The organism is Amphibacillus sp. Q70 (assembly GCF_052055485.1).
Lineage (GTDB): Bacteria > Bacillota > Bacilli > Bacillales > Amphibacillaceae > Amphibacillus.
In genome coordinates this window covers 3,272,568-3,296,455 of record NZ_CP197171.1, presented here as the reverse complement: position 1 = coordinate 3,296,455, position 23,888 = coordinate 3,272,568, and the positions used below count along the sequence as shown (strand labels likewise).

Here is a 23,888-nt window from a genome sequence, read left to right as displayed (position 1 = left end):
GGAGCGTGAATTGTGAAAAAACAAATACTCAAATATACGTGTGGCATAGCTTTAATTATCATTTTGATGACTTTACCATTTGTACCAGTTGTTAAACAATATTTAGCGATTCCCACACAATTAAATTTATATACAAATCATTTAGAGACTATTCAATTTACTGATGACAATCACCCGCTTGATCTCGTTGCCGAAAAAGGTCAAGAGGTTGTAAATATTGACAATAATAAAATTAAACCTGAAAATATCGGTCAAACTGAATTAAAATATCAATTTAAAGATATACCAGTAAAAAAAGTTAATGTAAATGTTGATCAACAATATCAAGTTGTACCTGGCGGGCAATCAATTGGTGTTAATTTAGAAACTTTAGGCGTTCTAGTCGTTGGATACCATTATATTGGTGAACAACAAATGGGTTTATCCCCTGGTAAAGAAACAGGTATTAAAGTAGGTGATAATATACTGGAAATGAATGATCAAAAAATTCAATCAATCGAGGATATTGGACCTATTGTAAAAGAAGCTGGTGAAACAGATCAAGCCATTGATGTCAAATATAAACGAGGTAATAAAACCTTCCAAGAAGAATTAACCCCATCATTTGATGAATTATCTGACAGTTATAAAATTGGATTATACATTCGAGATTCAGCTGCCGGAATTGGAACGATGACGTTTTATGACCCCATTACCAAAAAATATGGTGCCTTGGGACATGTCATTTCGGATATGGATACTAAGGAACCAATTGAAATTAAATCAGGGAGTATAGTCCGATCAAAAATTACCTCGATTCAAAAGGGTGGTACAGGATCTCCCGGAGAAAAAAGAGCTTCATTTGATCAAAATGAAGGACTTTTAGGGAATATTACTAAGAATAGCGCATTTGGTGTTTTTGGTAATTTAGATCATGAATTAAAAGAAGGCCCACTTGCAGAGCCATTACCAATTGCTCGTGCTGAAGAAGTAAAAGAAGGACCTGCTCAAATTTTAACAGTTATTAACGATGAAGAAATAGAAACATTCGATATTGAAATCATAAGTGCCATTGAACAAAAAAATCCAGCCACCAAAGGCATGGTATTAAAGGTAACCGACCCACGCTTACTTGATAAAACGGGTGGCATTGTTCAAGGGATGAGCGGTAGTCCGATTATCCAAGATGATAAAATTATTGGAGCTGTCACACATGTATTTGTTAATGATCCAACATCAGGCTATGGCATCCATATTGAATGGATGTTAGATGAAGCAGAAATTAATTATACAGATACCTTGGCACAAGCCAGCTAATCTTTATCTGTTCGTGATAAATAATAAGAACGGTCTCAGTTAAGAAAAGCTGAGACCGTTTTTTATGGATAATTTTATATATTTATCACAGCTAACCGTCCGTAAAACTCGGGGCAACAACGGGTTTTGATGGGGCGAGTAACCGCAAATCTTTACTCATCCCACCGGAAACATCTGCATGACCTACATCCTGTAGGCCCAACTCCTACTGATTGAAGTTTCGTTTTATCTATAGCTTAGCTATTGTTTGTGTTATACTTAATATAAATGAAATTCGACAAAATAGGTATAAAAAGGAATATTTATAGGCGAATTCATTATATTTAGCGAATGATTAGAAGTTTTAGCGAATAATAATTTTTTTATAATTTTAAAAAGGGAAAAGTGAGTTTTCGTCGAATCTTAGTTAGGAGACCATAGGGAATATAAGGAGGAAATGACGTTGGGAAAAATTAAAGTTTGTTTAGTGGCATTAGCTTTGCATAAACATTTTTTCAAAATGTCAAGTGGTTTTTCGAAATATTTCAAAAAATAGAAAAAACTCCTTATAATTAGGTTTGGTAGCTCTGTCCAAATCCCAAAAAATAAGGAGCCATATCATGGACAAGAATACCATAAAATCTACAATTAGTGAAGTGCTAAAACTGATTGATGAACAAACACTTTTAGATTTGAGCCATGTCGAGAACCTTGATAAGTATGTCAAAAAGCTGACGGCTTATCGATTCTTTAAACTAATGATTATTGCTCAACTCTGTGACACAGACAGTTTAACAAGCGTTTCAAAACAAACAAAAGATAAGGCTGATCTTAAAAAACAAATAGGATTTGAAAGTATCAGTACGTCACAACTGTCTCGAAAATTAAGTGAATTGCCCTCTGAAATGTTTGAGAATATCTTTCGGTTTTTAACAAAGAAAATTCAGGTGAAAATGTCCTACCATTTACTTTTTTTACGAGACATCACGCGTTTAAATGTGATTGACTCAAGCACAATGAGTATGAGTTTAAGTCAGTACCCTTGGGCGACCTTTCGAAAGACTAAAGCAGGTGTTCGGTTACACTTAAAAGTCATTGTCACGAAAGATCACACCATACCCGATCAAGCTAAGTTACTGCCAGCGATCCATTCGGACCGTTCGCAAATGGATGAATTAATTGATCGTGATCCAGATGCAATTTATCTATTTGATCGAGGTTATATGGATTACAAACAATTTGAAAAGCTTTGTCTTTCAGATATCCAGTTTGTCACACGACTTAAAAAGAACGCAGACATTGAAGTGCTTTCAGAGCAAGTTCCAGATCCAGATCAACTCATTTTTAAAGACCAAGATGTTTATTTAGGTAACGAGACATCTGGAACCAAAATGATTCAGCCCCTACGATTAATCGAGACAGAAGACACCAAGGGTAACAGCGTAACGATTGTCACGAATTGTTTTGGCTTATCCGCGAAAGAAATCGGTGATCTCTATCGTTATCGTTGGAAAATAGAAACATTTTTCAAATGGATGAAGCAACATTTAAAAATAAAAACGTTCTATGGTAAAAGCCAAAATGCGGTTTACAATCAAATTTGGATGGCCCTGATTACTTATTGTTTAACCGTTTTAATTCAAGATAACACTGGGTTTAAAGGGCGTCTTCTCACGATCAAAAAGACGTTAAAAAACCTGCTATTTGAAAGTTATGAGACATTCATAAAAGCGTTGTTTCGCCCACCCACTCGCACGTCAAAAGGACGAAGAAAATATGATTATGAACACGAGTTTCAAATCCTTATGAAACAATATAGCGAAGGTGAGGTGGAACATTTAGACACACTTGATTTTGATCCTTTGTTTGTTTAATAAAAGAGTGAAATACCAAATTGTGGATAAGGGCTACTTTTCGTTCACTGTTCACTTTTTTAAATTTAAAAATCAGAAGCAGATGGTAAATTTTAACTTATAGCAATTTGACAATCATTTAATCGTTTGACAAGTAAAAAATGTTTTTATGCAACGCTAATGGTTTAGTGGATGATAATCAAGAATTAGTAAGAGTGATGGAGGAATATTTTGATCAACAAAAGGATATTGAAGTTGTAGGGACAGCTCATAATGGAAAAGATAGCCTTGATCTTTTAGCAGACACTAATCCAGATGTTGTCATTCTAGATATTATTATGCCTCATATGGATGGATTAGCCGTACTGACTCGAATGAAGGAATTAAATTTAGCCAAATATCCACAAGTTATTATGCTTACAGCCTTTGGGCAAGAAGATGTAATGAAGAAAGCAGCCGATTTAGGTGCATCTTATTTTATTCTCAAACCGTTTGATCTCGATTATTTAGCAGAACAAGTTAGACAAGTGTTTGGCAAGCCAAAAATTGAACGAAAAACAGCTAAACACGCTGATCATAAACAAAACAAATTTGATCTAGAGGCAAGTATTACGAACATAATTCATGAGGTGGGTGTTCCGGCTCATATTAAAGGTTATATGTACTTACGTGAAGCAATTACAATGATTTTTAATGATGTTGAATTGTTGGGTTCAATTACCAAGATTTTGTATCCTGATATAGCTAAAAAATATAAGACGACTCCTTCGAGAGTGGAGCGAGCGATTCGCCATGCTATTGAAGTGGCTTGGAGCCGTGGCAATATCGATTCGATATCTGATTTGTTTGGATATACGGTCAGCAGCTCAAAAGCAAAGCCAACCAATTCCGAATTTATCGCCATGGTGGCAGACCACTTAAGGCTTGAATATCGAGCGAGTTAAATTTAGTATAAAAACCTCCTTTTGCTGCAAACTAAGCTAAAAAGGAGGTTTTATAATTGAAAAAACTACTTATTCTAAGTGTGTTATTTTTATTAATTCATCCTATTCATACAATGGCAGAATCAGTTTACACGGTACAGCCTGATGATTCATTATGGAAAATTGCTTTACGTTATCAGATAGGTGTGACTGAAATTATCGAAGTCAATCCTCAGATTGAAAATCCAGATTTGATTTACCCAAAAGATAAAATTAATATCCCAAATATTGATGTCATTAAACATACTGAGCATATTGTTATACAATTGGTCAATCAAGAAAGGGTCGAGAATGGTTTAAATGAACTTCGACCGGATGAGCAATTATCTAAAGTGGCGAGACTAAAATCAGCGGATATGTTAGAGAATAATTATTTTTCTCATACAAGCCCCTCCTATGGGTTACCTTTTGAGATGATTCAAGGTTTCGACATTCAATATGACCAGACAGCAACAAATATTGCTCGTGGTCAGCAAACCCCACATGAAGTGTTTAGAGGGTGGATGAATACCCCTGAGCATCGTGAAATTATATTAGGGGATTTTTCTCATATAGGTGTTGGCTATGTTGAGGATGGAAAGTATTGGACTCAAATGTTTATTAAACGTTAATCAATCCATTTAAAGTCAAAGATAAAGTATGAAGCTAACATTCATCATTTACTTCAATATGAAGACGAATAATCAGAATTTTCTATAACAAAACCGATTATTTTATGGTAAGATCTCTATATAGAAAAAATATTGGAGATGTATATGATGAAGGTAGCAAAATTTGGGGGGAGCTCAGTCGCAAATGCTGAGCAATTAAAAAAAGTTGCTGAAATTATTCAAGCAGATTCAGAACGACGTGTCATTGTCGTCTCAGCACCTGGCAAACGAAGTGCGGCTGATATTAAAGTGACTGATTTATTAATTAAATTGGGTCAATCATTTATGGAAAATAAAAATTATCATGATGACTTAAATCAAGTACTTGTTCGTTTTAAGTCCATCATTGATGACTTGGGTTTATCAGATCAAGTGTTAAAATATTTAAAGGCGACTGTAAAGTCCATTTTTGCTGGTGACGGTGAGCTGGACTTTAAATTAGAATCAATTAAGGCGCTTGGTGAAGACTCGTTAGCTCAATTACTTAGTGAGTATTTGTCATCATTAGGTTTAAAGGCACGCTATTTAAATCCTAGAGATGCTGGCCTAATTTTAAGTGATGAACCAGGTGGTGCTCAAATTCTTGATGAAAGTTTAGCCGAATTGTACAAGTTAAGAGATTATAAAGAAATTGTTGTCATTCCTGGATTTTTTGGTTATACAAAGGAAGGGAAATTGGTTACTTTTTCACGTGGAGGTTCTGACATAACGGGTTCAATTGTTGCAGCTGGAGTTCAAGCAGATCTCTATGAGAACTTTACTGACGTTGACTCTGTTTATTGCGTAAATCCAACGATTGTTAATCAGCCAAAAGAGATAACAGCTTTAACCTATAAAGAAATGCGTGAGTTATCTTACGCTGGCTTTTCAGTTTTTCACGCTGAAGCACTGATTCCTGCGGTACGTGCAGAAATACCTGTCTGCATTAAAAACACTAATAACCCAACGGGTCTTGGCACGATTATCGTATCTAAAAAAGAAGTGAATGGAAACCCAATTGTTGGAATTGCTAGTGATAAAGGCTTTATGAGTCTTTATGTAAGTAAATATTTAATGAACAGAGAAGTAGGTTTTGGACGTCGTTTGCTCAATATTTTGGAAGATGAAGGTATATCATATGAGCATACACCATCTGGTATTGATGATTTATCAGTCATTTTACGTACGGAACAAATGGATGAGGTCAAAGAAAAAATTATTATCGATCGAATTCAGACTGAATTAAAGCCGGATCAAGTTCACACTCAGCGAGGGCTAGCCTTGATTATGATTGTTGGTGAAGGAATGCATAGTCAAATTGGAACAGCCGCAAAAGCAGCCAAAGCTTTACAGGATGCAAATGTTAATATCGAAATGATTAATCAAGGTTCTTCGGAGGTCTCTTTAATGTTCGGTATTAAAGAAGAGGCAGAAGAAGAAGCCGTTAAATCTTTATATCATGCATTTTTTAATTAATTAGAACAAAAACGATTGTGGAAAATATCCTCTTTTCTACAGTCGTTTTTATTATTAATAGATAACTTCTAAAATAATGAGTTTATAACTAGGTACTAATATCATGCAATAAAATACTTGATAAATAGCTCAATAAACGATAAGATAATAATTAGATAACAGTTACTCCATTAATACTTACTATAAATAAAGGAGTTTTTTTATGAGTGAAAATTATGACCTAGTCATATTGGGTGGTGGTATGGGAGGCTATGTAGCAGCGATACGAGCCCGACAGTTAGGTTTAAGTGTTGCCTTAGTTGAAGCCAATTTATTAGGTGGAACATGCTTACATCAAGGGTGTATCCCGACGAAAACACTTTTAAAAAGTGCGGCAGTCTATCAAACCATTTTAAATAGTCGGGAATTCGGTATTGACACAAGCCAGCCCACTATTCATTTTTCCGAAATTCAAAATCGTAAAAAGAATGTTGTTGAGCAACTTTATCAAGGAGTTCAATATCTAATGAAAAAAAATAAAATTAAAATTTATCAGGGATTCGGTCGTTTGTTAGGACCTTCTATTTTTTCACCTATGGCTGGTGCAATATCAGTTGAACATGAAGGCGATCAAGGAAATACCATTTTGGTTGGAAAAAATGTCATTATCGCCACGGGGACAGAAGCGAAAGAATTAAAGGAGTTCCCGTTTGATGGGCAATTTATTTTATCATCTGATCATGCTTTAACACTAGACAGCCTACCTGAATCAATTGCGATTGTTGGTGGAGGTGTCATCGGTGTGGAGTGGGCATCCATGTTAAATGATTTTGGCGTCAAAGTGACTTTAATTGAAAGTCAGCCCTATTTGTTACCAGGGTTTGACCAAGATCTTTCAAGATTTCTAGAAAAAGATTTTATAGCAAAAGGAATTGATGTGTTAACAAACACTACAATTGCTGAGCATGAGATAAAAGATGAAGATGCTATCCACATTACTCTTGAACGTAAACAGGAGAAGCAAACGTTAAATATAAGCAAATTACTTGTTGCGATTGGTCGATCGGCAAAGATAAATGATTTGGGTCTAGATAATACATCGATTGAAATAGATCGAACTGGCTTTATTAAAGTCAATTCATTTTTCCAAACGAATGAATCCCATATTTATGCGATAGGGGATTGTATCGGAGGACAGCAATTAGCACATGTGGCAGCACATGAGGGTAAATTAGCTGTTGAGCATATAGCTGGTAAATATGAGCATTTGCAACATGACTCATTTGCACCAAGTTGTGTTTATAGCCACCCAGAAGTAGCAACTGTCGGAATCAGTGAGCAAACAGCTATAACTAAAGGTTTGAACTATAAAACAGAGAAACTGCCTTTTTCAACAATAGGGAAAGCACTCGTTAATGGTGAGACGAATGGATTTGTTAAGCTGATTATTGATCAGGAAACAAATGACTTGTTGGGTGTTCATATGATTGGCGCTCAGGTGACTGAATTGATTTCTGAAGCAGGCTTAGCATTGTTATTAAATGCCACAGCAACAGAGGTTGGTTTTTCAATCCATCCACATCCATCGTTAAGTGAGGCGATTCAAGAAGGAGCACTAGCGATAGATAATCAACCTGTCCATAGCTAACGAAAGGAGACAATAATGATGAATCATAAAGAGTTAGATCTTTCAGATGATGAAGTTTTAGAAATGTATCGTTTAATGTTAACTGCACGACGTATTGACGAACGAATGTGGTTATTAAATCGAGCGGGTAGAATTCCATTTGTTGTTTCATGTCAAGGACAAGAAGCACAACAAGTAGGTGCTGCCTTCGCCCTTAATCGTGACAAAGATTATAGTGCGCCTTACTATCGAGATGTAGGCGTCGTACTGACACTTGGAATGACCGTCCAAGAACTCATGTTACAAGCTTTTGCAAAAGCTGAAGACCCGAATTCAGGAGGAAGGCAGATGCCAGGGCATTTTGGCTGTAAAAGGTTGAGGATGTTATCTGGTTCTTCACCGGTAACAACACAAGTCCCTCATGCGGTTGGGATTGGTTTAGCTTGTCAAATGACTAATGATTCAGCTATTTCCTTTGTTACTCTAGGTGAGGGTTCGTCCAATCAAGGTGATTTTCATGAAGGGGCAAATTTTGCGGCTGTTCATAAGCTCCCTGTGATTATCATGATTGAAAATAATCAATATGCGATTTCAGTGCCAGTAGCTAAGCAAGTTGCCTGTGAACGTCTATCAGATCGCGCAATTGGTTATGGCATGCATGGTGAGACGGTTGATGGTAATAATCCTTTAGCTGTATATAAGGCAGTTAAAGAAGCTGCTGAACGTGCGCGTCATGGGGAAGGACCTTCATTGATCGAAGCTGTTAGTTATCGCTTAACCCCTCATTCTAGTGATGATGATGATCGGAGCTATCGATCACGAGAAGAGGTCAATGCAGCGAAGGAAAAAGACGGTCTCCATTTATTTAGACAATATCTAGTTGAGCACAACATATTAACAGAGGCTGAGGAAGCAAAAATGGAAACAGAGATTAAAGCCGACATTGATCAGGCAACCGACTATGCTGAGTCAGCTCCGTATCCATCACCTGATACACTGTTGAAAAGTGTTTATCAGTAAAGAAGGAGAAATGAGTATGCCAGTATTAACATATATTGAAGCGATTAATTTAGCGATGAAAGAAGAAATGGAACGAGATGAGAAGGTTTTTATTCTTGGAGAAGATGTTGGTAAGCGTGGGGGTGTATTTAGAGCGACAGATGGTCTTTATGAGCAATTTGGCGAACAACGTGTCATTGATACACCTTTGGCAGAATCAGCGATAGCAGGGGTCGGAATTGGCGCTGCGATGTATGGGATGATCCCCATTGCTGAAATGCAATTTGCTGACTTCATTTTACCTGCTGTTAATCAAATTATTTCAGAGGCGGCTAAATTACGTTATCGTTCAAATAATGATTGGAGTTGCCCGATTACAATTAGAGCGCCATATGGTGGTGGTGTACATGGCGGACTTTATCATTCACAGTCGATCGAAGCGATTTTTGCTAATCAACCGGGTTTAAAGATTGTCATGCCGTCGAGTCCGGCTGAGGCAAAGGGTTTATTAAAAGCTGCGATTCGTGATCCTGACCCAGTACTCTTTTTTGAACATAAAAGGGCATATCGGCTTTTAAAAGAAGAAGTCCCAGAAAATGATGAAATGATCCCAATTGGTCAAGCCAATCTAGTCCGTGAGGGATCTGATATTACGGTGATTTCATATGGATTAACCCTTCATTTCGCTAAAGAAGCTGCTGATCAATTAGCAGAGGAACATGGGATTGAGTCGCACATTCTCGATTTACGGACGGTTTATCCCTTAGATCAAGAGCAGATTGTCAAGGCTGCACAGAAAACGGGAAAAGTGCTCTTAATTACAGAAGACAACAAAGAGGGAAGCATCATTGGTGAAGTTTCTGCGATCATTGGTGAAAATTGCTTATTTGATCTTGATGCACCCATTAAGCGAATTGCTGGTCCAAATGTTCCTGCAATGCCATATGCCCCGTCATTAGAAAAAGCTTTCATGGTTAGTCAAGAGAAAATTAAACAAGCAATGTTAGACTTAGCATTATTTTAAATGGTTTGGAGTGAACCAAAAATGACGATTAAAACAATTACAATGCCACAGTTAGGAGAAAGTGTAACAGAAGGAACCGTCAGTCAATGGCTCGTTAAAGCGGGGGATTCAATTGAGAAATATCAACCGCTTCTGGAAGTGATGACGGACAAGGTGAATGCAGAAGTTCCAGCGCTATTTTCCGGTAAAATAGTTGAACTCCTTGTCGAAGAGGATCAAAAAGTGAATGTAGGGGCTCCATTATGTCAAATTGAAACAGAAACAGATCAAGAACAAGCTGGAACTAGCCAGGAAGAGGCTGATCCTGCTGTAGAACCTTCTGATCAGGAAGAGAAGGAAGCTGTTTCTTCCATGAAGAAAAGATATTCACCAGCAGTTCTAACTTTAGCACAAGAGCATGGAATTAACTTAAATACAATAACAGGAACAGGATTAGCGGGTCGAATTACTCGAAAGGATGTTCAGAACCAGCTTAAGAAGACTGAACAGGAGGCTACAAAGATTGATCAAGATGCTTCTAAAATCAATAAAGATCGTGCATCTCTTCCAATCGAACAAGTTGAACACATTGTGCCAACGACGAGAGTCAATCGAGAAATTCCGGTTACAGGTATTCGAAAATCAATTGCAACAAATATGGTTAAAGCGAAGACAGAAATACCACATGCCTGGATGATGATTGAAGTTGATGTGACTAATCTAGTGAGTTATCGTAATGCTGAAAAAGATCAATTTAAAGAAGCGGAAGGTTATAATCTATCTTACTTTGCTTTCTTTTTAAATGCTGTCGCAAAAGCATTGAAAAAATTCCCAGAATTAAACAGCTCATGGCAAGGCGATAAAATTGTGCAACACAAGGATATTAATTTATCGATTGCTGTTGGAAACGAAACAGAGCTTTATGTCCCTGTTATTCAAACGGTAGACGAAAAAAGCATCAAAGGAATTGCCAAAGAAGTTCATGAATTAGCTTATAAAGCTAAACATGGTAAGCTGACGCAAAAAGACATGGAAGGTGGCACGTTCACAGTTAACAATACGGGTACATTTGGATCCGTTCAGTCAATGGGAGTCATTAATTATCCGCAAGCAGCTATTTTACAAGTTGAATCGATTGTAAAGAAACCAGTCATTATTGATGATATGTTTGCGGCTCGTGATATGGTTAATTTATGCCTATCCCTAGATCATCGGATTTTGGATGGTGTCATTTGTGGACGATTTATGTCCCATGTGAAAGAAATTTTAGAAAATATTTCTGGCAACACAACACCTATCTATTAAACACCAATCATGATAACTGAAATAAGTATGATATATTCGAATAGATACAGGCATCGGTGAGTTTTTAAAAAACTTATCGATGCCTTTTTTCATCTTAATCGATCTTAAGTGTTGGTAAAAAGGTCTAGAGCGAACATGTTTAGGCTGTTCTAAGTTGGCACTTTACTTGATATGCCATTCATTTTTTTGCTCTTTGTATATCAAATTAACAATATAGCGCAATACTCCTCTCATCTTTATGCTAAAAGTGAGATATAATTTGCTTCTATTTTTGAATAATCTTCGTTATTAAACTATAATAAAAGATAGCTTCCACTTTAAAGGGGGAGCTTATTCAATGGAAATTACATATTAAGGAATATATTTGTGTTAGGGGGGCGAATAAATGTGAAGATTAGCTATCAGACATTTAAAATGATCATTGCTGTTCCAATTGCCGTTTTGATAGCAGAATGGCTTGAACTAAACCATCCAGGTTCTGCGGGTATTATTGCTGTTTTATGTATTCAGTCGACACGAAAGCAGTCCTTTTTGATCGCATGGCATCGTTTATCAGCTGGATTATTATCGATTGTCTTTGCTTATTTTATTTTTGAGTATCTCGGTTACCATCCATGGACAGTGGGACTACTATTATTATTGTTTATACCTGTAGCTCATTTACTTAAAATTGCACCAGGTATTGTCACAAGTCTCGTTGTTTTATTTCATTTTTATGGTGCGCGTAGCGTTAATGGAGCAATCATTATCAATGAGATAGCTATTATGGCGATTGGAATCGGCGTCGCATTAATATTAAATTTATATATGCCGAGTTTGGATCGAAAGTTAACAAAACTAAAAAATGATATTGAAGCAAATTATCAGCTCATGTTTCGGGATTTTTCTGCTTATTTAAAAGGTGAAAAGAGGGAAATACCAACTCGCCATTTCACTGAATTAAAAACACAGCTATATGATGCGGAAGAATGGGTCCAAAAAAACATTGAAAATACATTTAGTCGCAACGCTTATCGACAGCAACAATATTTTTCAATGCGAAAAGTTCAACTAGATTCCTTAGAGCAAATGCTAAGGTTAATCCAGCCGCTAGAGGTTACTGTTGAACAATCACATAAGATTGCTGATTTATTTACTGATTTAGCTGATGCAATTTATCCAAATAATGCGGTTCTTTATCATCTAGATCAAGTTCAATGGTTAAAGGGTTATTTTGCAAAAGATCAATTACCTAAATCAAGACAAGAATTTGAGATTAGAGCACATTTATTTCAGTTATTGTATGAGATTGAACATTATTTAAAGATAAAAAATCGAGCCGTCACCGAAAAGTGTGCATAAAAAAAGAGTAGCTATGAAAAAGCTACTCAGTTTAAAGAATATATGCTAACCCAGTTGTTATAACAGAACCTAACATGGCAATAATCATTAAATAAACGATCATTTTCATGCGTCGGTCACGCTTCGAAGGTTTATGAGCCACATTTGTTTGATTATGATGGTTTGGTTTCTTGCGCTTAGCCATGAAAATACCCCCTTTAAGCAGGAAATCTTACTACTATTGTAGCTTGATTTAAGAGAAGTGACAAGTTTTTTGTTAATAATTAATATTTTTGCATAAGGAAAAAAGGAGAAATGATGATATGATAAACAGTCAAAGATTAGTCGATCAATTTTTAGAACTCGTTCAAATAGACTCCGAAACGGGTGAAGAAGGAGATATGGCAAGAGTACTTAAAAAGACATTTACCGATTTAGGTCTAGAGGTGATTGAAGATAGCTCACAGTCAAAAACGGGCTTTGGTGCAGGGAATTTGATCTGTACTTTATCAGCAAATACAGAAGCTAAACCGATTTATTTTACCTCACATATGGATACAGTCGTACCTGGTAAAGGAGTAAATCCACAATATCAGGGGGATGACATTACATCTGATGGGACGACGATCTTAGGTGCTGATGATAAGGCTGGCCTTGCTACCATGATCGAAACCATTCGTTGCTTAAAAGAAAATCAGCTGTCACATGGTCAGATTCAATTTGTGATTACTGTCGGGGAAGAATCCGGGCTTGTAGGAGCAAAGGCATTAGATTCATCACTATTGAATGCTGAGTTTGGTTATGCTCTTGATAGTGATGGACCTGTTGGAGATATTATTGTTGCTGCACCAACCCAAGTCAAGTTTTTTGCAAAAGTAAAAGGGAAAACAGCACATGCGGGTGTTGCACCAGAAAAGGGTGTATCTGCAATCACAATAGCTTCAAAAGCGATTTCAAAAATGCCTTTAGGTCGTATTGATCATGAAACAACAGCGAATATTGGACGCTTTGAAGGCGGACAAAAAACCAACATTGTTTGTGATTATGTTGAAATTCTTGCCGAAGCCCGTTCACTTGATCCAAAAAAAGTAGCTCGCCAAGAAGAAAAGATGAAACAAGCCTTTGTTGATGCAGCTAAGGAGTTAGGTGGGGAGGTCGAGATTGAAACGGCAGTGATGTATTCAGGATTTAAACAATCCCAAGATGACGAAGTGGTTCAATTGGCTCAAAAAGCTGTTGAAGCAATCGGAAGAACGAGTGAACTTAAGCAAAGTGGTGGAGGAAGTGATGCAAATATCATTTCAAGTTATGGCATTCCAACCGTTAATTTAGCTGTGGGATATGAAGATATTCATACGACAAATGAGCGTATGCCAATTGCTGAATTGATCAAATTAACAGAGCTTGTGCTTGAGATTATTAATCAAGTAGCTAAGGATTGAGCGTAAGTAGAGCAGGGCATATGGTATAGTAGATAGAGATGGTAACTTTAAAGGAAGCGATATAATGTCTAAATGGTATCCTAAAAATGGACGTGTCATTTTTCATGTCGATATGAATAGTTTTTATGCTTCTGTTGAAGCGGCATATAATCCTGAACTTAAAGGGAAACCCCTAGCGATTGCTGGGAATCCTGAAGAGCGTAGGGGAATTATTGTCACGAGTAGTTATGAAGCTCGAGCAAAAGGAATTAAAACAACCATGCCACTGTGGAAGGCAAGACAGCTTTGTCCAGAACTGATTGTTTTACGTCCAAACTTTGAACGTTATCGACATGCTTCAAAAGAATTGTTTAGCATCATGGCAGAAATGACGCCGCTTGTGCAACCTGTTTCCATTGATGAAGGTTATTTAGATATAAGCGAATGTGCTAGCTTAGGTACCCCATTAGAAATCGCAGAAAACTTGCAAAATAGATTAAAGAATGAACTAGATTTGCCATGCAGTATCGGCATTGCTCCTAATAAGTTTTTAGCAAAAATGGCTTCGGATATGAAAAAACCACTGGGGATCACCGTATTAAGAAAGCGGGATTTACCAACTAAGCTCTGGCCGCTTAACATTGGAGACATGTATGGTGTCGGTGAAAAAACGGCAGAAAAGCTGAACAAAATTGATATTTTTAAAATCGGTGATTTAATCGAGGCTGATCTTTTTCAATTGAAGCGTGCTCTTGGCATTAATGGTGAGCGCATTCAGCAACGTGCTAAAGGAATTGATACCAGCCCGGTTGATCCAGAAGCTGTATATGACTTTAAAAGTATCGGTAATTCAGAAACATTAAGGGAAGACACGACAGATGATACAACTATTATGACCCTATTACGCAAGCTTGCTCGCAAAGTTGCTGTTCGTCTTGTGCGAAAAGAAGTTGTTGCCCAAACCTTACAAATTACGATTCGCTATTATGATCGAAAGACCATTACCCGAAGTGTGACAAAATCCATTTATTTCTCAAGTGAAGAAGATATTTTTACAATTGCGAATGATCTATTTGAAACCAATTGGAATGGGGAACCGATTCGTTTGTTGGGAGTAACAGCTCAAGGCTTAGTAGAAAAAGGGCAGATTGTTGAACAGCTCAGTTTATTTAATTATCAAGATCATCTTGAAGATGAAGCATTGCAAAAGGTGATTGACCAATTGAGCTCTAAATATGGAAAAAATCCTTTTCAAACGATTAAGGAAGAAGCGGATAAAGACACCCCAACCACAAGCTTCCAAAAAGATTTTTTAGATGATTTTAAGCAATGATTATGCCATGATATTTATTTATGGTTTGAAAAGATGTATTTTGGGGGGATTAGTGATAAATATAGCAGATTTTAGCGAAACTCTACTCAGTGTAAATGATGTTATTTATTTTGATAAAAGCGAATATCTTCGTGAAAAAACCTCTAATTCTTTAAAGCTGAATCAAGTTATTCATCAAGCAGAGGACTTATTAAAAAGCAGTCATGAGAATGATAAGTACTTTCTTTATGGAGCTTTAGGAAATTTGTATAGAATAAATGGACAACCCAAAAAAGCTATTAACTGTTTGACATATTGTCTTAATCAAGCAGTGGAAGAGAAAAAGCCTAGAGGGGAAATCGTCTCTCTAATTCGTCTTGGGGAAGCTCTAAAATACGGTGGTAATCATAAAAAAGCTTTGGATCATTTCAATAAAGCTCTGGGAATGTGTGAAACGCTCCAAATTGATGAATACTTGGATTTCGGACTACAACACAAGGGTAAATGTCTAATGGAATTAGCAATGCTAGACGAAGCCGAACAATGCTTTCAAAAAGCATTGGAACTAAGAAAAGCAAAAAAAAGTCATTCCTTAATTAACTCAACTGAACAAGCCATTGAATTAGTAAGAGCAATGCAAGGATAAACGGGCTTGTTAGTCAAGGCCATGATTAATAACCAAAGCCTTAATTTTCAAGGGCTTTGGTTATCTCTGTTGTTAAGAAATCTTCCGCCAGGATCGTTGCAGGAAAAATGGTTTGTGCTTCTGCTAAAAAGCCAGCCAAGTCTTCATCTCGATATCTGGCAGAAATATGTGTTAGAGCCAGTTGCTTTACTTTTGCTTGTTTTGCTAATTGAGCCGCTTCAATGTTGGTGCTATGGAAATATTGATCGGCTAGATCCTGATTATCTCCATGAAAAGTTGCCTCATGAATCAATAAATCACTTTGATAAACAAAATCAACGAATTGCATCGGGTGTCTTGTATCACCAAAGATGGTCACCTTGCGTCCTTTTTTTGTCGGACCAACAACATCCTTGCGATAAATATGTTGACCATCTGGTAATTCAGTCACTTCATTCGTTTTAATTTGTTGATAGATGGGACCGGGTTGAATGCCGAGGGCTTTCAATTTATCAACCTGTAATTTCCCGATTTGATTTTTTTCACTTATTCGATAGCCGAATGAATCAATGCCATGTTCTAGTGCAATGACATCCACCATAAAGTGAGCTTCATCAAGTTGATAGCCATCAAAAATCTCAACGACATGTAATGGGTATGATAATTGTGTGCCACTAATTGTTAAGCTTGTTTTAATAAATTGCTCGATCCCGACCGGACCATATACTGTTAGTGGGGTAGTTCCTTCTTGAAAAGATCGACTGCTCAATAGTCCTGGTAAACCGTAGATATGATCTCCATGAAGGTGTGTAATAAAGATTTTTTCAATTTTCCTTGGACGAATTGATGTGTGTAAAATCTGATGTTGTGTGGCTTCTCCACAATCGAATAGCCAAATCGAGCCATATTCCTCCATTAAATGAAGAGCAATGGCACTCACATTGCGGTGTTTGGCTGGCAGTCCTGCGCCAGTACCTAAAAAAGTTATTTTCATTAGAAGTCTACCTCTTTAATTTAGTGAATAATTCCTTAATTGTGCTCATTCAAATAAATGATCAATTACCCTGTTTCTACTTTAAACAATCTAAATATAATTGTCTCTTTTCAATTGCTAAATCGGGTCGATCTGTTATGATCATATCACAATTTGCCTGAAAACACCTTCTCATTTGATTGGGATTGTTAACTGTATAGACGCCAACATATTTTCCTTCACGATGATATTTTCTAATGATGACACGATCAATGTAATTGTGTTTTAAATGAACACCATTAAATTGTAGTTGTTGACTGGTTTGTAATAAAGTTAATTGATGTCTAGAAGCTAGGATAGCGACTTTAGTGTTGGGATCGATTTTTTTTAGCCTTTCTAATGTTTGACTGTTAAAACTTGAAAAAATAACCTGGTTCAACATCTTATATTTGTCGACTTCTTGATAAACGATTTTTTCTATTGATGAGTCATCCATATCGCCAGTTTTTAATTCGAGATTAAGCAATAAATTTTTTCCATGAGCCCAGTGTAAAAATTCTGCTAATGTGACCATTCGTTCTGTATGATATTTGGAATTAAACCAAGAACCAATATCATATTCCTTTAATTCTTGACATGTTAATTGATTAACCAAGCCAGTTGCGTGGGTTACTCGATTGATTTGTGCATCGTGAATTAACATTGGAATACCATCTTTACTGAGGTGAATATCGGTTTCAATTCCATCTGCACCCTGTTGATAAGCCAATTCAAACGCCGCTAAAGTATTTTCTGGTCGGTAAAAACTAGCTCCTCGATGAGCAATAATAAATTTTTTGATCATCAACACCACCTATATAATTGTAAAATTTGCAGTCTCAATAAGATCGTAGCATAATAAAGGGGAAAGATGTAGTTAGGAGTTGGCAGAAGTGAGAAATTTAACTGATAAAACAATTGTTATTACTGGGGCAACTAGTGGTATCGGTCGTTCATTAACCGAAAACCTAGCAAAGTTAAATGCTAAACTTATTCTAGTCAGTCGTTCAGAGCAAAAGTTGCAACAGTTACAATTAGAGATAAGTAAAAGTTCGAACAATCAAGCTCAAATATATGCAGCCGATTTGACAAATAGAACAGAGTGTCGAGCAATATTTAATGAGATTATTGCTACGAATCAACGAATAGATGGATTAATTAATAACGCGGGCTTAGGTATTTTTGAATCAGCACACTTGACCCATTCTGAGGATATCGATCGAATGTTTCAGCTCAATGTCTTAGCAGTGATCGAAGCAACACAACTAATCATTCCTATCTTTAAGAAGCAACAATCTGGTCATCTTATTAATATTGCCTCTTTTGCCGGCAAAATGGCGACACCTAAATCATCCGTATATAGTGCAACAAAAAGTGCAGTTATTGCTTATTCAAATGCAGTGCGGTTAGAAATTGAAACGAAAGACATTTTTGTTACTTCTGTCAATTTAGGTCCAGTTAAGACAGCCTTTTTTAATCAAGCTGATCCAACAGGTCAATATCAACAAGCAGTTTCACGTTATATGCTGGAACCAGATCATGTAGCAGATACGATTATTAAACATTTATTTAGCAGAAAAAGAGAAATTAATTTACCGTGGTGGATGTCTGTAGGAGCTAAGTTGCACCATCAATTCCCAACCTTAGTTGAAAAAACATTAAAAAATCAATTTAGGAAAAAGTAGAGGAGGCTAACCATGCAATTATTAATGGATCAACAAACCCGTGAAAGATTAAAAAGTTATCAGCCAAAAGATAAGCCTTACTTGCTGTTAAAGTTTGACTCTTCGGGAACTGCCTGTACCGTGACAGGCACACCTACTTTAGCATTTACTGATCAAATAGATGAAAGCTATCATTCTGTTGAACAGACTGACTTCGACGTTTATATCAGTGATTTTGACTATATGTTCTTCGAGCAAGTCATTGAATTAAAAGATATTGAAAAAGGCTTCAAAATGACGAGCCCGTCTGGCTTGCTGAATCCAATCATACCGAACAGCCATTTTAGTTAATAAAATATTTACCCATTAATAGAGTAAAGTCAGTATAACTGGAGATAATTTTTAAGAAGGAGTTATTGTATGAAAAAATTCGAAGAAAAAACTATCCAAAGTAAACACATTTTTTCTGGGAGGATCGTCGATTTGTTTGTTGAGCAAGTCGAATTACAAAATGGTGAGCAGTCAACAAGAGAGATCGTTAGACACCCCGGTGCAGTAGCTATTATCGCTATAACTGACGACGATAAGCTTGTCGTGGTTGAACAATATCGTAAACCCTTAGAAAGAAGCCTTTTAGAAATTCCAGCTGGTAAACTTGAACCAGGGGAGGATCCCGCTGAATCGGCGATTAGAGAATTAGAAGAAGAAACAGGCTATACGACTGAACGTTTAACGTACTTGACATCATTTTATACTTCTCCGGGTTTTGCAGATGAGCTTCTTTATGTTTACCTTGCTGATCAACTAAAGGTTGCCGAAAATGGGAGACAAACAGATGATGACGAGTTTGTTGAAGTATTTGAGTATAGTCTTGATCAATTAGAAGCATTTGAAGCATCACAAAGAATCCATGATGTAAAAACAGTTTACGCGCTTCAATATCTAAAATTAAATCAGAAACAAAAAGGATAAAACTATGTTAAGAACATTTTTTGCTGATCTGCATATTCATATTGGTCGTGATCTACTGAATAAACCTGTTAAAATTACAGGTTCAAAGGATCTAACCTTGACCCGAATCTTACAAGAAGCAAGCAGAAGAAAAGGGTTAGATTTAATTGGAATAGTTGATTGTCATGTCCCAACGGTTCAGGAAGAACTGAGGGAGTTAATGGCTACTGGTCAAGCTGTTGCTTTAAAGGATGGTGGAATTCAGTTTGAGTCTGTTACACTTATACTAGGTGTTGAACTGGAAATATACGATCAAAATTGTCAAGGACCGATTCATGTCCTTTGTTATTTTTCTAATCTGGAATCAATGGCTCAATTCACAGAGTGGTTAAGTCGTCGGATGAAGAACATCCAATTGAGTTCTCAAAGAGTATATGTGTCGGCACATGAACTTCAACGAAAAGTGAAGGAGCTTTCAGGTCTGTTTATCCCTGCCCATGTTTTTACGCCTTTTAAGAGTTTATTTGGTAAGGGTGTTAAGCAATCACTGGCTGAAGTTTTTCTGCCAGAGCTGATTGATGCTGTTGAACTAGGTTTGAGTTCAGATACGTTAATGGCAGAGCAAATTGCTGAGCTACATGAATATACTTTTTTAACAAATTCTGATGCCCATTCATTAATCAAAATAGCACGAGAATATCAGGCCATACAGATGGAAGCTTGTAATTTTTCTGAATTAACTGATGCTTTACACGAGAAAAAGGGGCGTCGTATTTTCGCGAATTATGGTATGCACCCACAATTAGGAAAATATTATCAGTCGATCTGTAAGCATTGTGACGGACGGTCTTTCGAGGCAGAGATTTGTTTAACTTGTCAAAAGAAAGGTAAGATAAAAGGGGTAGCAGAAAGAATCGAAGAACTTAGCAGTGATCAAATAGAAAAAAGAAAACGCCCACCCTATTATTATCATGTCCCATTAGATTATATTAATGGTTTAGGTAAAAAAACATACGAAAAACTTCTTGAGCACTTTGGGACAGAAATGTCAATTCTACATGATGCTCAAATTGAAGAAGTTTCAGAGCTAGTCGGTAATCGAATTGCAAACCAGTTGGCCAAGATTCGTAGTGGAAAGATCGGTATCAATAAGGGTGGCGGCGGAAAGTATGGAACTTTAATTGAGTAAGGTAAACAACTAACCAGTAAACGACAATAAATAGATATCTGGTTCTATTCATCTCTATCAACTCATAAATTTTAATATAGTTATTAAACAGTAAGAGAATAACATATTAAAGGAATGCGTGGTGGAGATGAATCATGAAAGTAAATTATCACAGAGAATTCGCAAAACACTTTAAAACACATCAACTCAGTTACTTTTTTGTCTTAATTTTATTTTTGATGGGGCTTATCTTTGGAGCAATTATTGTCATAACAATGCATTTTACTCAGAAACAAGATTTATTATTTTATTTAAATCAATATTTTGGTAGAATTGATGATCAGCTCATTATGACGAATCATGAGTTGTTTAAATCTGCATTACTATCACACCTACAATATTTAGCTATTTTTTCTATATTAGGCTTGTCCATTATCGGTTTGCCAATTATTTGGATTATTGTTTTTGTTAAAGGAACATTCATTGGTTTTTCAGTCGGTTTTTTTGTTAATCAGTATGGATTCAATGGGCTATTGTTTATTAGTTCGGCGATTCTGCCACAAAATATTATTATTATTCCTGTTTATTTATTAGCAGGCACATTAGCGATGATTTTTTCGTCTCAATTATTAAAAAAATTATCAGGTAGAAGGTTGACTCGGTTCACTTTAGAACCTGTTGTACAATATTTGATTCTGTATATTGTTTTATTTGCCTTTTGTTTTCTAGCAGCCCTTATTGAAGCATATGTAACAGGATATTTCTTACAATATTCAACACAACTTATCACATAATAATAATTATAAAAAATATATTATTTGTTAATTTCTAAATTATAATAATTTTAATTGACAGTTTCTCACTCACTGATTATAATTGAGAATGTGAGGGAGGTTTCCGTTATGGAACATCGAATTGAACGCATAAAAAAGCAATTACACGCTCAGAGCTATAAATTGACTCCGCAACGTGAAGCTACCGTTCGTGTTCTTTTGGAACGTGAGGAAGATCACTTAAGTGCTGAAGATGTTTATTTATTAGTTAAAGAAAGAGCACCTGAAATTGGTTTAGCAACTGTCTATCGAACTTTAGAATTACTATCAGAGTTGAAAATTGTTGATAAAATAAACTTTGGTGATGGGGTTTCCCGATATGATTTGAGAAAAGAAGGGGCTGCCCATTTTCACCATCATCTTGTATGCATGGAATGTGGAACAGTTGAGGAAATAGTTGAAGATTTATTGGAAGATGTTGAGAAAATTGTTGAAGATGATTGGGGTTTTGAGGTTAAGGATCATCGCTTAACCTTCCATGGTATTTGCCGAGATTGTCGATTGAAAAGTTAAGCTAGCTTGAATAAAAGTAAATAGATTTGATTGACTTAAATAATGAGCTGGCTATAGAACAGCTCTTTTTTTATTGCAGATAACTGACCGTAAAACACAGGTTAATATGATATTACCCATCTCATCGAAAAGACTTGGGGCTGAAACTCAGAATAAGAAAGACCCTGATTCTTGCACAATCAAAGAAATAAAAGATTTTATTGGTGATCGTCTAAGTCAAACGATGGCATTCGCCAGGAAGAGCTTGGGATAAAATAAAATGGTTTATTCTAGATATGAACAAACACGATATGGATATAGAGCCCCCTCCGCAGATGAGATATGTTCCGCTTTCCTGAAAATAGAGAGCGATTTTCTTCGTGCGATGTTTCGCTGCCGTAGCTTTCCTTGTCCTGTGGAAAGCTTAGTGTGAAGACCCCGCAGAAAAAGTGCACTTCTTTTTCGAGGAGGCTGAGGACAAGCCCACGGAAAGCGAAGTGTATTTCCGAAGCGGTCCTACTAATCTGACAACATTGGTACGGTTACTCGTCCCACTGGAAACATCAGCATGACTTATATCAAGTAGGATTATTTCCACCAAAAATGCAAAATCAACATGGATAAGCAATCGAATCACTAGTCTATTAAATACACGTATGGTTGACGTACTGATTTTAGGAAGTGAAAGTTGGGCTATAGGAGCTTCATCACTAATTGCTGTAGAAAATTAAAGTTGGATCATTCAGCAAAAATCAGTGAACTAAAATGTTTAGCGATTACTTTTTTTGTTAAAAATGATAGGGATTAATCGTTATTCTACTTTTAATTAAGTTGAAAGGAAGACGAAAGATGATTAAACTTAAATTAGCTATCATTGAAATGATCAAATTAGTCATCATTTTTATTACAGCAATTTTAATCTTTTCTTATGCGATGACAATGATGCAAAATGAATATCAACAACGGTTGAGAGAATTTGAACCAGAAAAAGCTGCAGAGCAAGTGAGTATCTTTAACTTCTTCTTAGATTAAGTGGTGAGGTGAACAAATATGGAATTAGAATTAGAAGATTTTATTCATTATATTCATATTGAACGAGGGCTTGCTGATAATACCCTTGAAGCTTATCGACGTGATTTAACGAAATATATTAATTATTTAACAGAAGTAGAATTGATCCAACAGTGGGAAAATGTTGAACATAGTATGGTTACTCGTTTTTTATATCAAATGAATGATCATGGCGCATCTTCTGCGACGATTTCTCGAACACTGTCATCATTGCGTAAATTTCATCAATTTTTATTATTGAATCGTGTGATGGGATCGGATCCAACTGCTCATATTGAATCACCTGCTAAAGCTAGAACCTTACCTAAAATATTATCCACTGATGAAGTTGATCAATTGCTAAATATTGAGGGGGATGAACCTTTTTCAATTCGAAATAAAGCAATGATTGAAACCTTGTATGCGACAGGTTTACGCGTATCAGAATTGATCAATCTGAATATGAGCGATTTACATTTAATGATGGGTTTTATTCGGTGTTTTGGTAAAGGGAATAAAGAACGAATTGTCCCACTCGGTGATTTAGCAAAACAATCCATCGAATTATATTTGGAGGCGTCTCGACCTTTCCTGGTAAAAGAGCAGCTTGTTGATGCGCTTTTTGTTAATCATCATGGTAAACCTTTAAGCAGGCAAGGCTTTTGGAAAATATTAAAGACGGTTGCAAAGGAAAAAGAAATTAACAAAAATATTACGCCACATATGCTCAGACACTCTTTTGCTACACATTTATTAGAAAATGGTGCCGATTTAAAGGCTGTTCAAGAAATGCTTGGACATGCAGATATTTCAACCACACAAATCTATACCCATATTTCAAGAAAAAGATTGAGAGATATTTATAGCCAACATCATCCACGTGCCTAATAGAAAAAACATGAAGAATGAAG

At 36.2% G+C, this 23,888-nt stretch carries 24 protein-coding genes; 21 read left to right on the top strand and 3 right to left on the bottom strand.

The genetic code is table 11. The features are described from left to right. Window positions 1-12: 12 nt before the first annotated feature. The 10 genes from spoIVB (at window position 13) to ACS127_RS14800 (ending at window position 12,470) form a co-directional block, all read left to right on the top strand. A complete protein-coding gene (gene spoIVB, locus ACS127_RS14845; protein WP_440895806.1) occupies window positions 13-1,296 on the top strand; it encodes a SpoIVB peptidase in 1,284 nt (427 codons plus the stop codon). A gap of 599 nt (window positions 1,297-1,895) precedes the next feature. Continuing rightward, entirely contained in the window at window positions 1,896-3,149 is a 1,254-nt protein-coding gene (locus ACS127_RS14840) for an IS4 family transposase (RefSeq protein ID WP_440895805.1), read from the top strand. Between the two features lie 140 nt (window positions 3,150-3,289). Further along, entirely contained in the window at window positions 3,290-4,072 is a 783-nt protein-coding gene (spo0A, locus tag ACS127_RS14835; protein ID WP_440895804.1) for a sporulation transcription factor Spo0A, read from the top strand. Between the two features lie 56 nt (window positions 4,073-4,128). Beyond that, window positions 4,129-4,722 carry a SafA/ExsA family spore coat assembly protein gene (gene safA, locus ACS127_RS14830; protein WP_440895803.1) on the top strand — a complete coding sequence of 198 codons (594 nt, stop codon included), beginning with the start codon at window positions 4,129-4,131 and terminating at the stop codon, window positions 4,720-4,722. Between the two features lie 147 nt (window positions 4,723-4,869). Continuing rightward, window positions 4,870-6,216 carry an aspartate kinase gene (locus ACS127_RS14825; RefSeq protein ID WP_440895802.1) on the top strand — a complete coding sequence of 449 codons (1,347 nt, stop codon included), beginning with the start codon at window positions 4,870-4,872 and terminating at the stop codon, window positions 6,214-6,216. 202 nt (window positions 6,217-6,418) lie between these two features. Next, entirely contained in the window at window positions 6,419-7,843 is a 1,425-nt protein-coding gene (gene lpdA, locus ACS127_RS14820; RefSeq protein ID WP_440895801.1) for a dihydrolipoyl dehydrogenase, read from the top strand. 15 nt (window positions 7,844-7,858) lie between these two features. Continuing rightward, entirely contained in the window at window positions 7,859-8,842 is a 984-nt protein-coding gene (locus tag ACS127_RS14815) for a thiamine pyrophosphate-dependent dehydrogenase E1 component subunit alpha (RefSeq protein WP_440895800.1), read from the top strand. 16 nt (window positions 8,843-8,858) lie between these two features. Then, on the top strand, window positions 8,859-9,845 hold the full coding sequence (locus ACS127_RS14810) for an alpha-ketoacid dehydrogenase subunit beta (protein WP_440895799.1): 987 nt from the start codon (window positions 8,859-8,861) through the stop codon (window positions 9,843-9,845). Window positions 9,846-9,866: 21 nt separating this feature from the next. Then, window positions 9,867-11,129 carry a dihydrolipoamide acetyltransferase family protein gene (locus tag ACS127_RS14805; protein ID WP_440895798.1) on the top strand — a complete coding sequence of 421 codons (1,263 nt, stop codon included), beginning with the start codon at window positions 9,867-9,869 and terminating at the stop codon, window positions 11,127-11,129. A gap of 387 nt (window positions 11,130-11,516) precedes the next feature. Then, window positions 11,517-12,470 (top strand): aromatic acid exporter family protein, encoded by a 954-nt coding sequence (locus tag ACS127_RS14800; RefSeq protein ID WP_440895797.1) that lies wholly within the window; start codon window positions 11,517-11,519, stop codon window positions 12,468-12,470. A gap of 31 nt (window positions 12,471-12,501) precedes the next feature. Here ACS127_RS14800 and prli42 read toward each other — a convergent pair whose 3' ends face one another. Continuing rightward, window positions 12,502-12,654, bottom strand: a complete 153-nt coding sequence (prli42, locus tag ACS127_RS14795) for a stressosome-associated protein Prli42 (protein ID WP_440895796.1) — start codon at window positions 12,652-12,654, stop codon at window positions 12,502-12,504. 118 nt (window positions 12,655-12,772) lie between these two features. Between prli42 and ACS127_RS14790 the strand changes: the two genes are divergently transcribed. The 3 genes from ACS127_RS14790 (at window position 12,773) to ACS127_RS14780 (ending at window position 15,828) form a co-directional block, all read left to right on the top strand. Continuing rightward, a complete protein-coding gene (locus tag ACS127_RS14790; protein ID WP_440895795.1) occupies window positions 12,773-13,891 on the top strand; it encodes a M20/M25/M40 family metallo-hydrolase in 1,119 nt (372 codons plus the stop codon). A 64-nt stretch (window positions 13,892-13,955) separates the two neighbouring features. Continuing rightward, the gene (locus ACS127_RS14785; protein ID WP_440895794.1) at window positions 13,956-15,203 is read left to right on the top strand and encodes a DNA polymerase IV; all 1,248 of its coding nucleotides are present in this window, start codon (window positions 13,956-13,958) and stop codon (window positions 15,201-15,203) included. Then, a complete protein-coding gene (locus ACS127_RS14780; protein ID WP_440895793.1) occupies window positions 15,187-15,828 on the top strand; it encodes a tetratricopeptide repeat protein in 642 nt (213 codons plus the stop codon). The genes ACS127_RS14785 and ACS127_RS14780 overlap by 17 nt, the downstream gene beginning before the upstream one ends. 40 nt (window positions 15,829-15,868) lie before the next feature. On the opposite strand, the gene rnz is transcribed toward ACS127_RS14780, so the two are convergent. Both rnz and ACS127_RS14770 read right to left on the bottom strand, forming a co-directional pair. Then, window positions 15,869-16,801, bottom strand: coding sequence for a ribonuclease Z (gene rnz, locus ACS127_RS14775; RefSeq protein WP_440895792.1), 933 nt, complete (start codon window positions 16,799-16,801; stop codon window positions 15,869-15,871). Window positions 16,802-16,877: 76 nt separating this feature from the next. Then, window positions 16,878-17,624 (bottom strand): glycerophosphodiester phosphodiesterase, encoded by a 747-nt coding sequence (locus ACS127_RS14770; protein WP_440895791.1) that lies wholly within the window; start codon window positions 17,622-17,624, stop codon window positions 16,878-16,880. Between the two features lie 88 nt (window positions 17,625-17,712). On the opposite strand from ACS127_RS14770, the gene ACS127_RS14765 reads away from it, so the two are divergent. From ACS127_RS14765 to xerD, 8 genes are all read left to right on the top strand, one after another. Then, on the top strand, window positions 17,713-18,504 hold the full coding sequence (locus ACS127_RS14765; protein WP_440895790.1) for an SDR family NAD(P)-dependent oxidoreductase: 792 nt from the start codon (window positions 17,713-17,715) through the stop codon (window positions 18,502-18,504). A gap of 12 nt (window positions 18,505-18,516) precedes the next feature. Next, window positions 18,517-18,834: an iron-sulfur cluster biosynthesis family protein gene (locus ACS127_RS14760; protein WP_440895789.1), complete on the top strand. Its 318-nt coding sequence runs from the start codon at window positions 18,517-18,519 to the stop codon at window positions 18,832-18,834. 69 nt (window positions 18,835-18,903) lie between these two features. Beyond that, window positions 18,904-19,455 carry an NUDIX hydrolase gene (locus ACS127_RS14755; protein WP_440895788.1) on the top strand — a complete coding sequence of 184 codons (552 nt, stop codon included), beginning with the start codon at window positions 18,904-18,906 and terminating at the stop codon, window positions 19,453-19,455. A gap of 4 nt (window positions 19,456-19,459) precedes the next feature. Further along, window positions 19,460-20,623 (top strand): endonuclease Q family protein, encoded by a 1,164-nt coding sequence (locus tag ACS127_RS14750; RefSeq protein ID WP_440895787.1) that lies wholly within the window; start codon window positions 19,460-19,462, stop codon window positions 20,621-20,623. A 134-nt stretch (window positions 20,624-20,757) separates the two neighbouring features. After that, complete coding sequence (gene spoIIM / locus ACS127_RS14745; protein WP_440895786.1) at window positions 20,758-21,396, top strand: stage II sporulation protein M; 639 nt, start codon at window positions 20,758-20,760, stop codon at window positions 21,394-21,396. Between the two features lie 108 nt (window positions 21,397-21,504). Then, window positions 21,505-21,948, top strand: a complete 444-nt coding sequence (gene fur, locus ACS127_RS14740) for a ferric iron uptake transcriptional regulator (RefSeq protein WP_440895785.1) — start codon at window positions 21,505-21,507, stop codon at window positions 21,946-21,948. 828 nt (window positions 21,949-22,776) lie between these two features. Further along, window positions 22,777-22,959: a DUF4227 family protein gene (locus ACS127_RS14735; protein WP_440895784.1), complete on the top strand. Its 183-nt coding sequence runs from the start codon at window positions 22,777-22,779 to the stop codon at window positions 22,957-22,959. An 18-nt stretch (window positions 22,960-22,977) separates the two neighbouring features. Further along, on the top strand, window positions 22,978-23,865 hold the full coding sequence (xerD, locus tag ACS127_RS14730; protein WP_440895783.1) for a site-specific tyrosine recombinase XerD: 888 nt from the start codon (window positions 22,978-22,980) through the stop codon (window positions 23,863-23,865). The last annotated feature ends 23 nt before the right edge of the window (window positions 23,866-23,888 follow it).

Bases quoted from the DNA above. Each gene is read 5' to 3' on its own strand.
- ACS127_RS14840 (WP_440895805.1), top strand. From the start codon at position 1,896: ATGGACAAGAATACCATAAAATCTACAATTAGTGAAGTGCTAAAACTG.
- spo0A (WP_440895804.1), top strand. From the start codon at position 3,290: ATGTTTTTATGCAACGCTAATGGTTTAGTGGATGATAATCAAGAATTA.
- ACS127_RS14825 (WP_440895802.1), top strand. From the start codon at position 4,870: ATGAAGGTAGCAAAATTTGGGGGGAGCTCAGTCGCAAATGCTGAGCAA.
- lpdA (WP_440895801.1), top strand. From the start codon at position 6,419: ATGAGTGAAAATTATGACCTAGTCATATTGGGTGGTGGTATGGGAGGC.
- ACS127_RS14815 (WP_440895800.1), top strand. From the start codon at position 7,859: ATGATGAATCATAAAGAGTTAGATCTTTCAGATGATGAAGTTTTAGAA.
- ACS127_RS14810 (WP_440895799.1), top strand. From the start codon at position 8,859: ATGCCAGTATTAACATATATTGAAGCGATTAATTTAGCGATGAAAGAA.
- ACS127_RS14805 (WP_440895798.1), top strand. From the start codon at position 9,867: ATGACGATTAAAACAATTACAATGCCACAGTTAGGAGAAAGTGTAACA.
- prli42 (WP_440895796.1), bottom strand. From the start codon at position 12,654: ATGGCTAAGCGCAAGAAACCAAACCATCATAATCAAACAAATGTGGCT.
- ACS127_RS14790 (WP_440895795.1), top strand. From the start codon at position 12,773: ATGATAAACAGTCAAAGATTAGTCGATCAATTTTTAGAACTCGTTCAA.
- ACS127_RS14785 (WP_440895794.1), top strand. From the start codon at position 13,956: ATGTCTAAATGGTATCCTAAAAATGGACGTGTCATTTTTCATGTCGAT.
- ACS127_RS14780 (WP_440895793.1), top strand. From the start codon at position 15,187: ATGATTTTAAGCAATGATTATGCCATGATATTTATTTATGGTTTGAAA.
- rnz (WP_440895792.1), bottom strand. From the start codon at position 16,801: ATGAAAATAACTTTTTTAGGTACTGGCGCAGGACTGCCAGCCAAACAC.
- ACS127_RS14770 (WP_440895791.1), bottom strand. From the start codon at position 17,624: ATGATCAAAAAATTTATTATTGCTCATCGAGGAGCTAGTTTTTACCGA.
- ACS127_RS14760 (WP_440895789.1), top strand. From the start codon at position 18,517: ATGCAATTATTAATGGATCAACAAACCCGTGAAAGATTAAAAAGTTAT.
- ACS127_RS14755 (WP_440895788.1), top strand. From the start codon at position 18,904: ATGAAAAAATTCGAAGAAAAAACTATCCAAAGTAAACACATTTTTTCT.
- ACS127_RS14750 (WP_440895787.1), top strand. From the start codon at position 19,460: ATGTTAAGAACATTTTTTGCTGATCTGCATATTCATATTGGTCGTGAT.
- spoIIM (WP_440895786.1), top strand. From the start codon at position 20,758: ATGAAAGTAAATTATCACAGAGAATTCGCAAAACACTTTAAAACACAT.
- fur (WP_440895785.1), top strand. From the start codon at position 21,505: ATGGAACATCGAATTGAACGCATAAAAAAGCAATTACACGCTCAGAGC.
- ACS127_RS14735 (WP_440895784.1), top strand. From the start codon at position 22,777: ATGATTAAACTTAAATTAGCTATCATTGAAATGATCAAATTAGTCATC.
- xerD (WP_440895783.1), top strand. From the start codon at position 22,978: ATGGAATTAGAATTAGAAGATTTTATTCATTATATTCATATTGAACGA.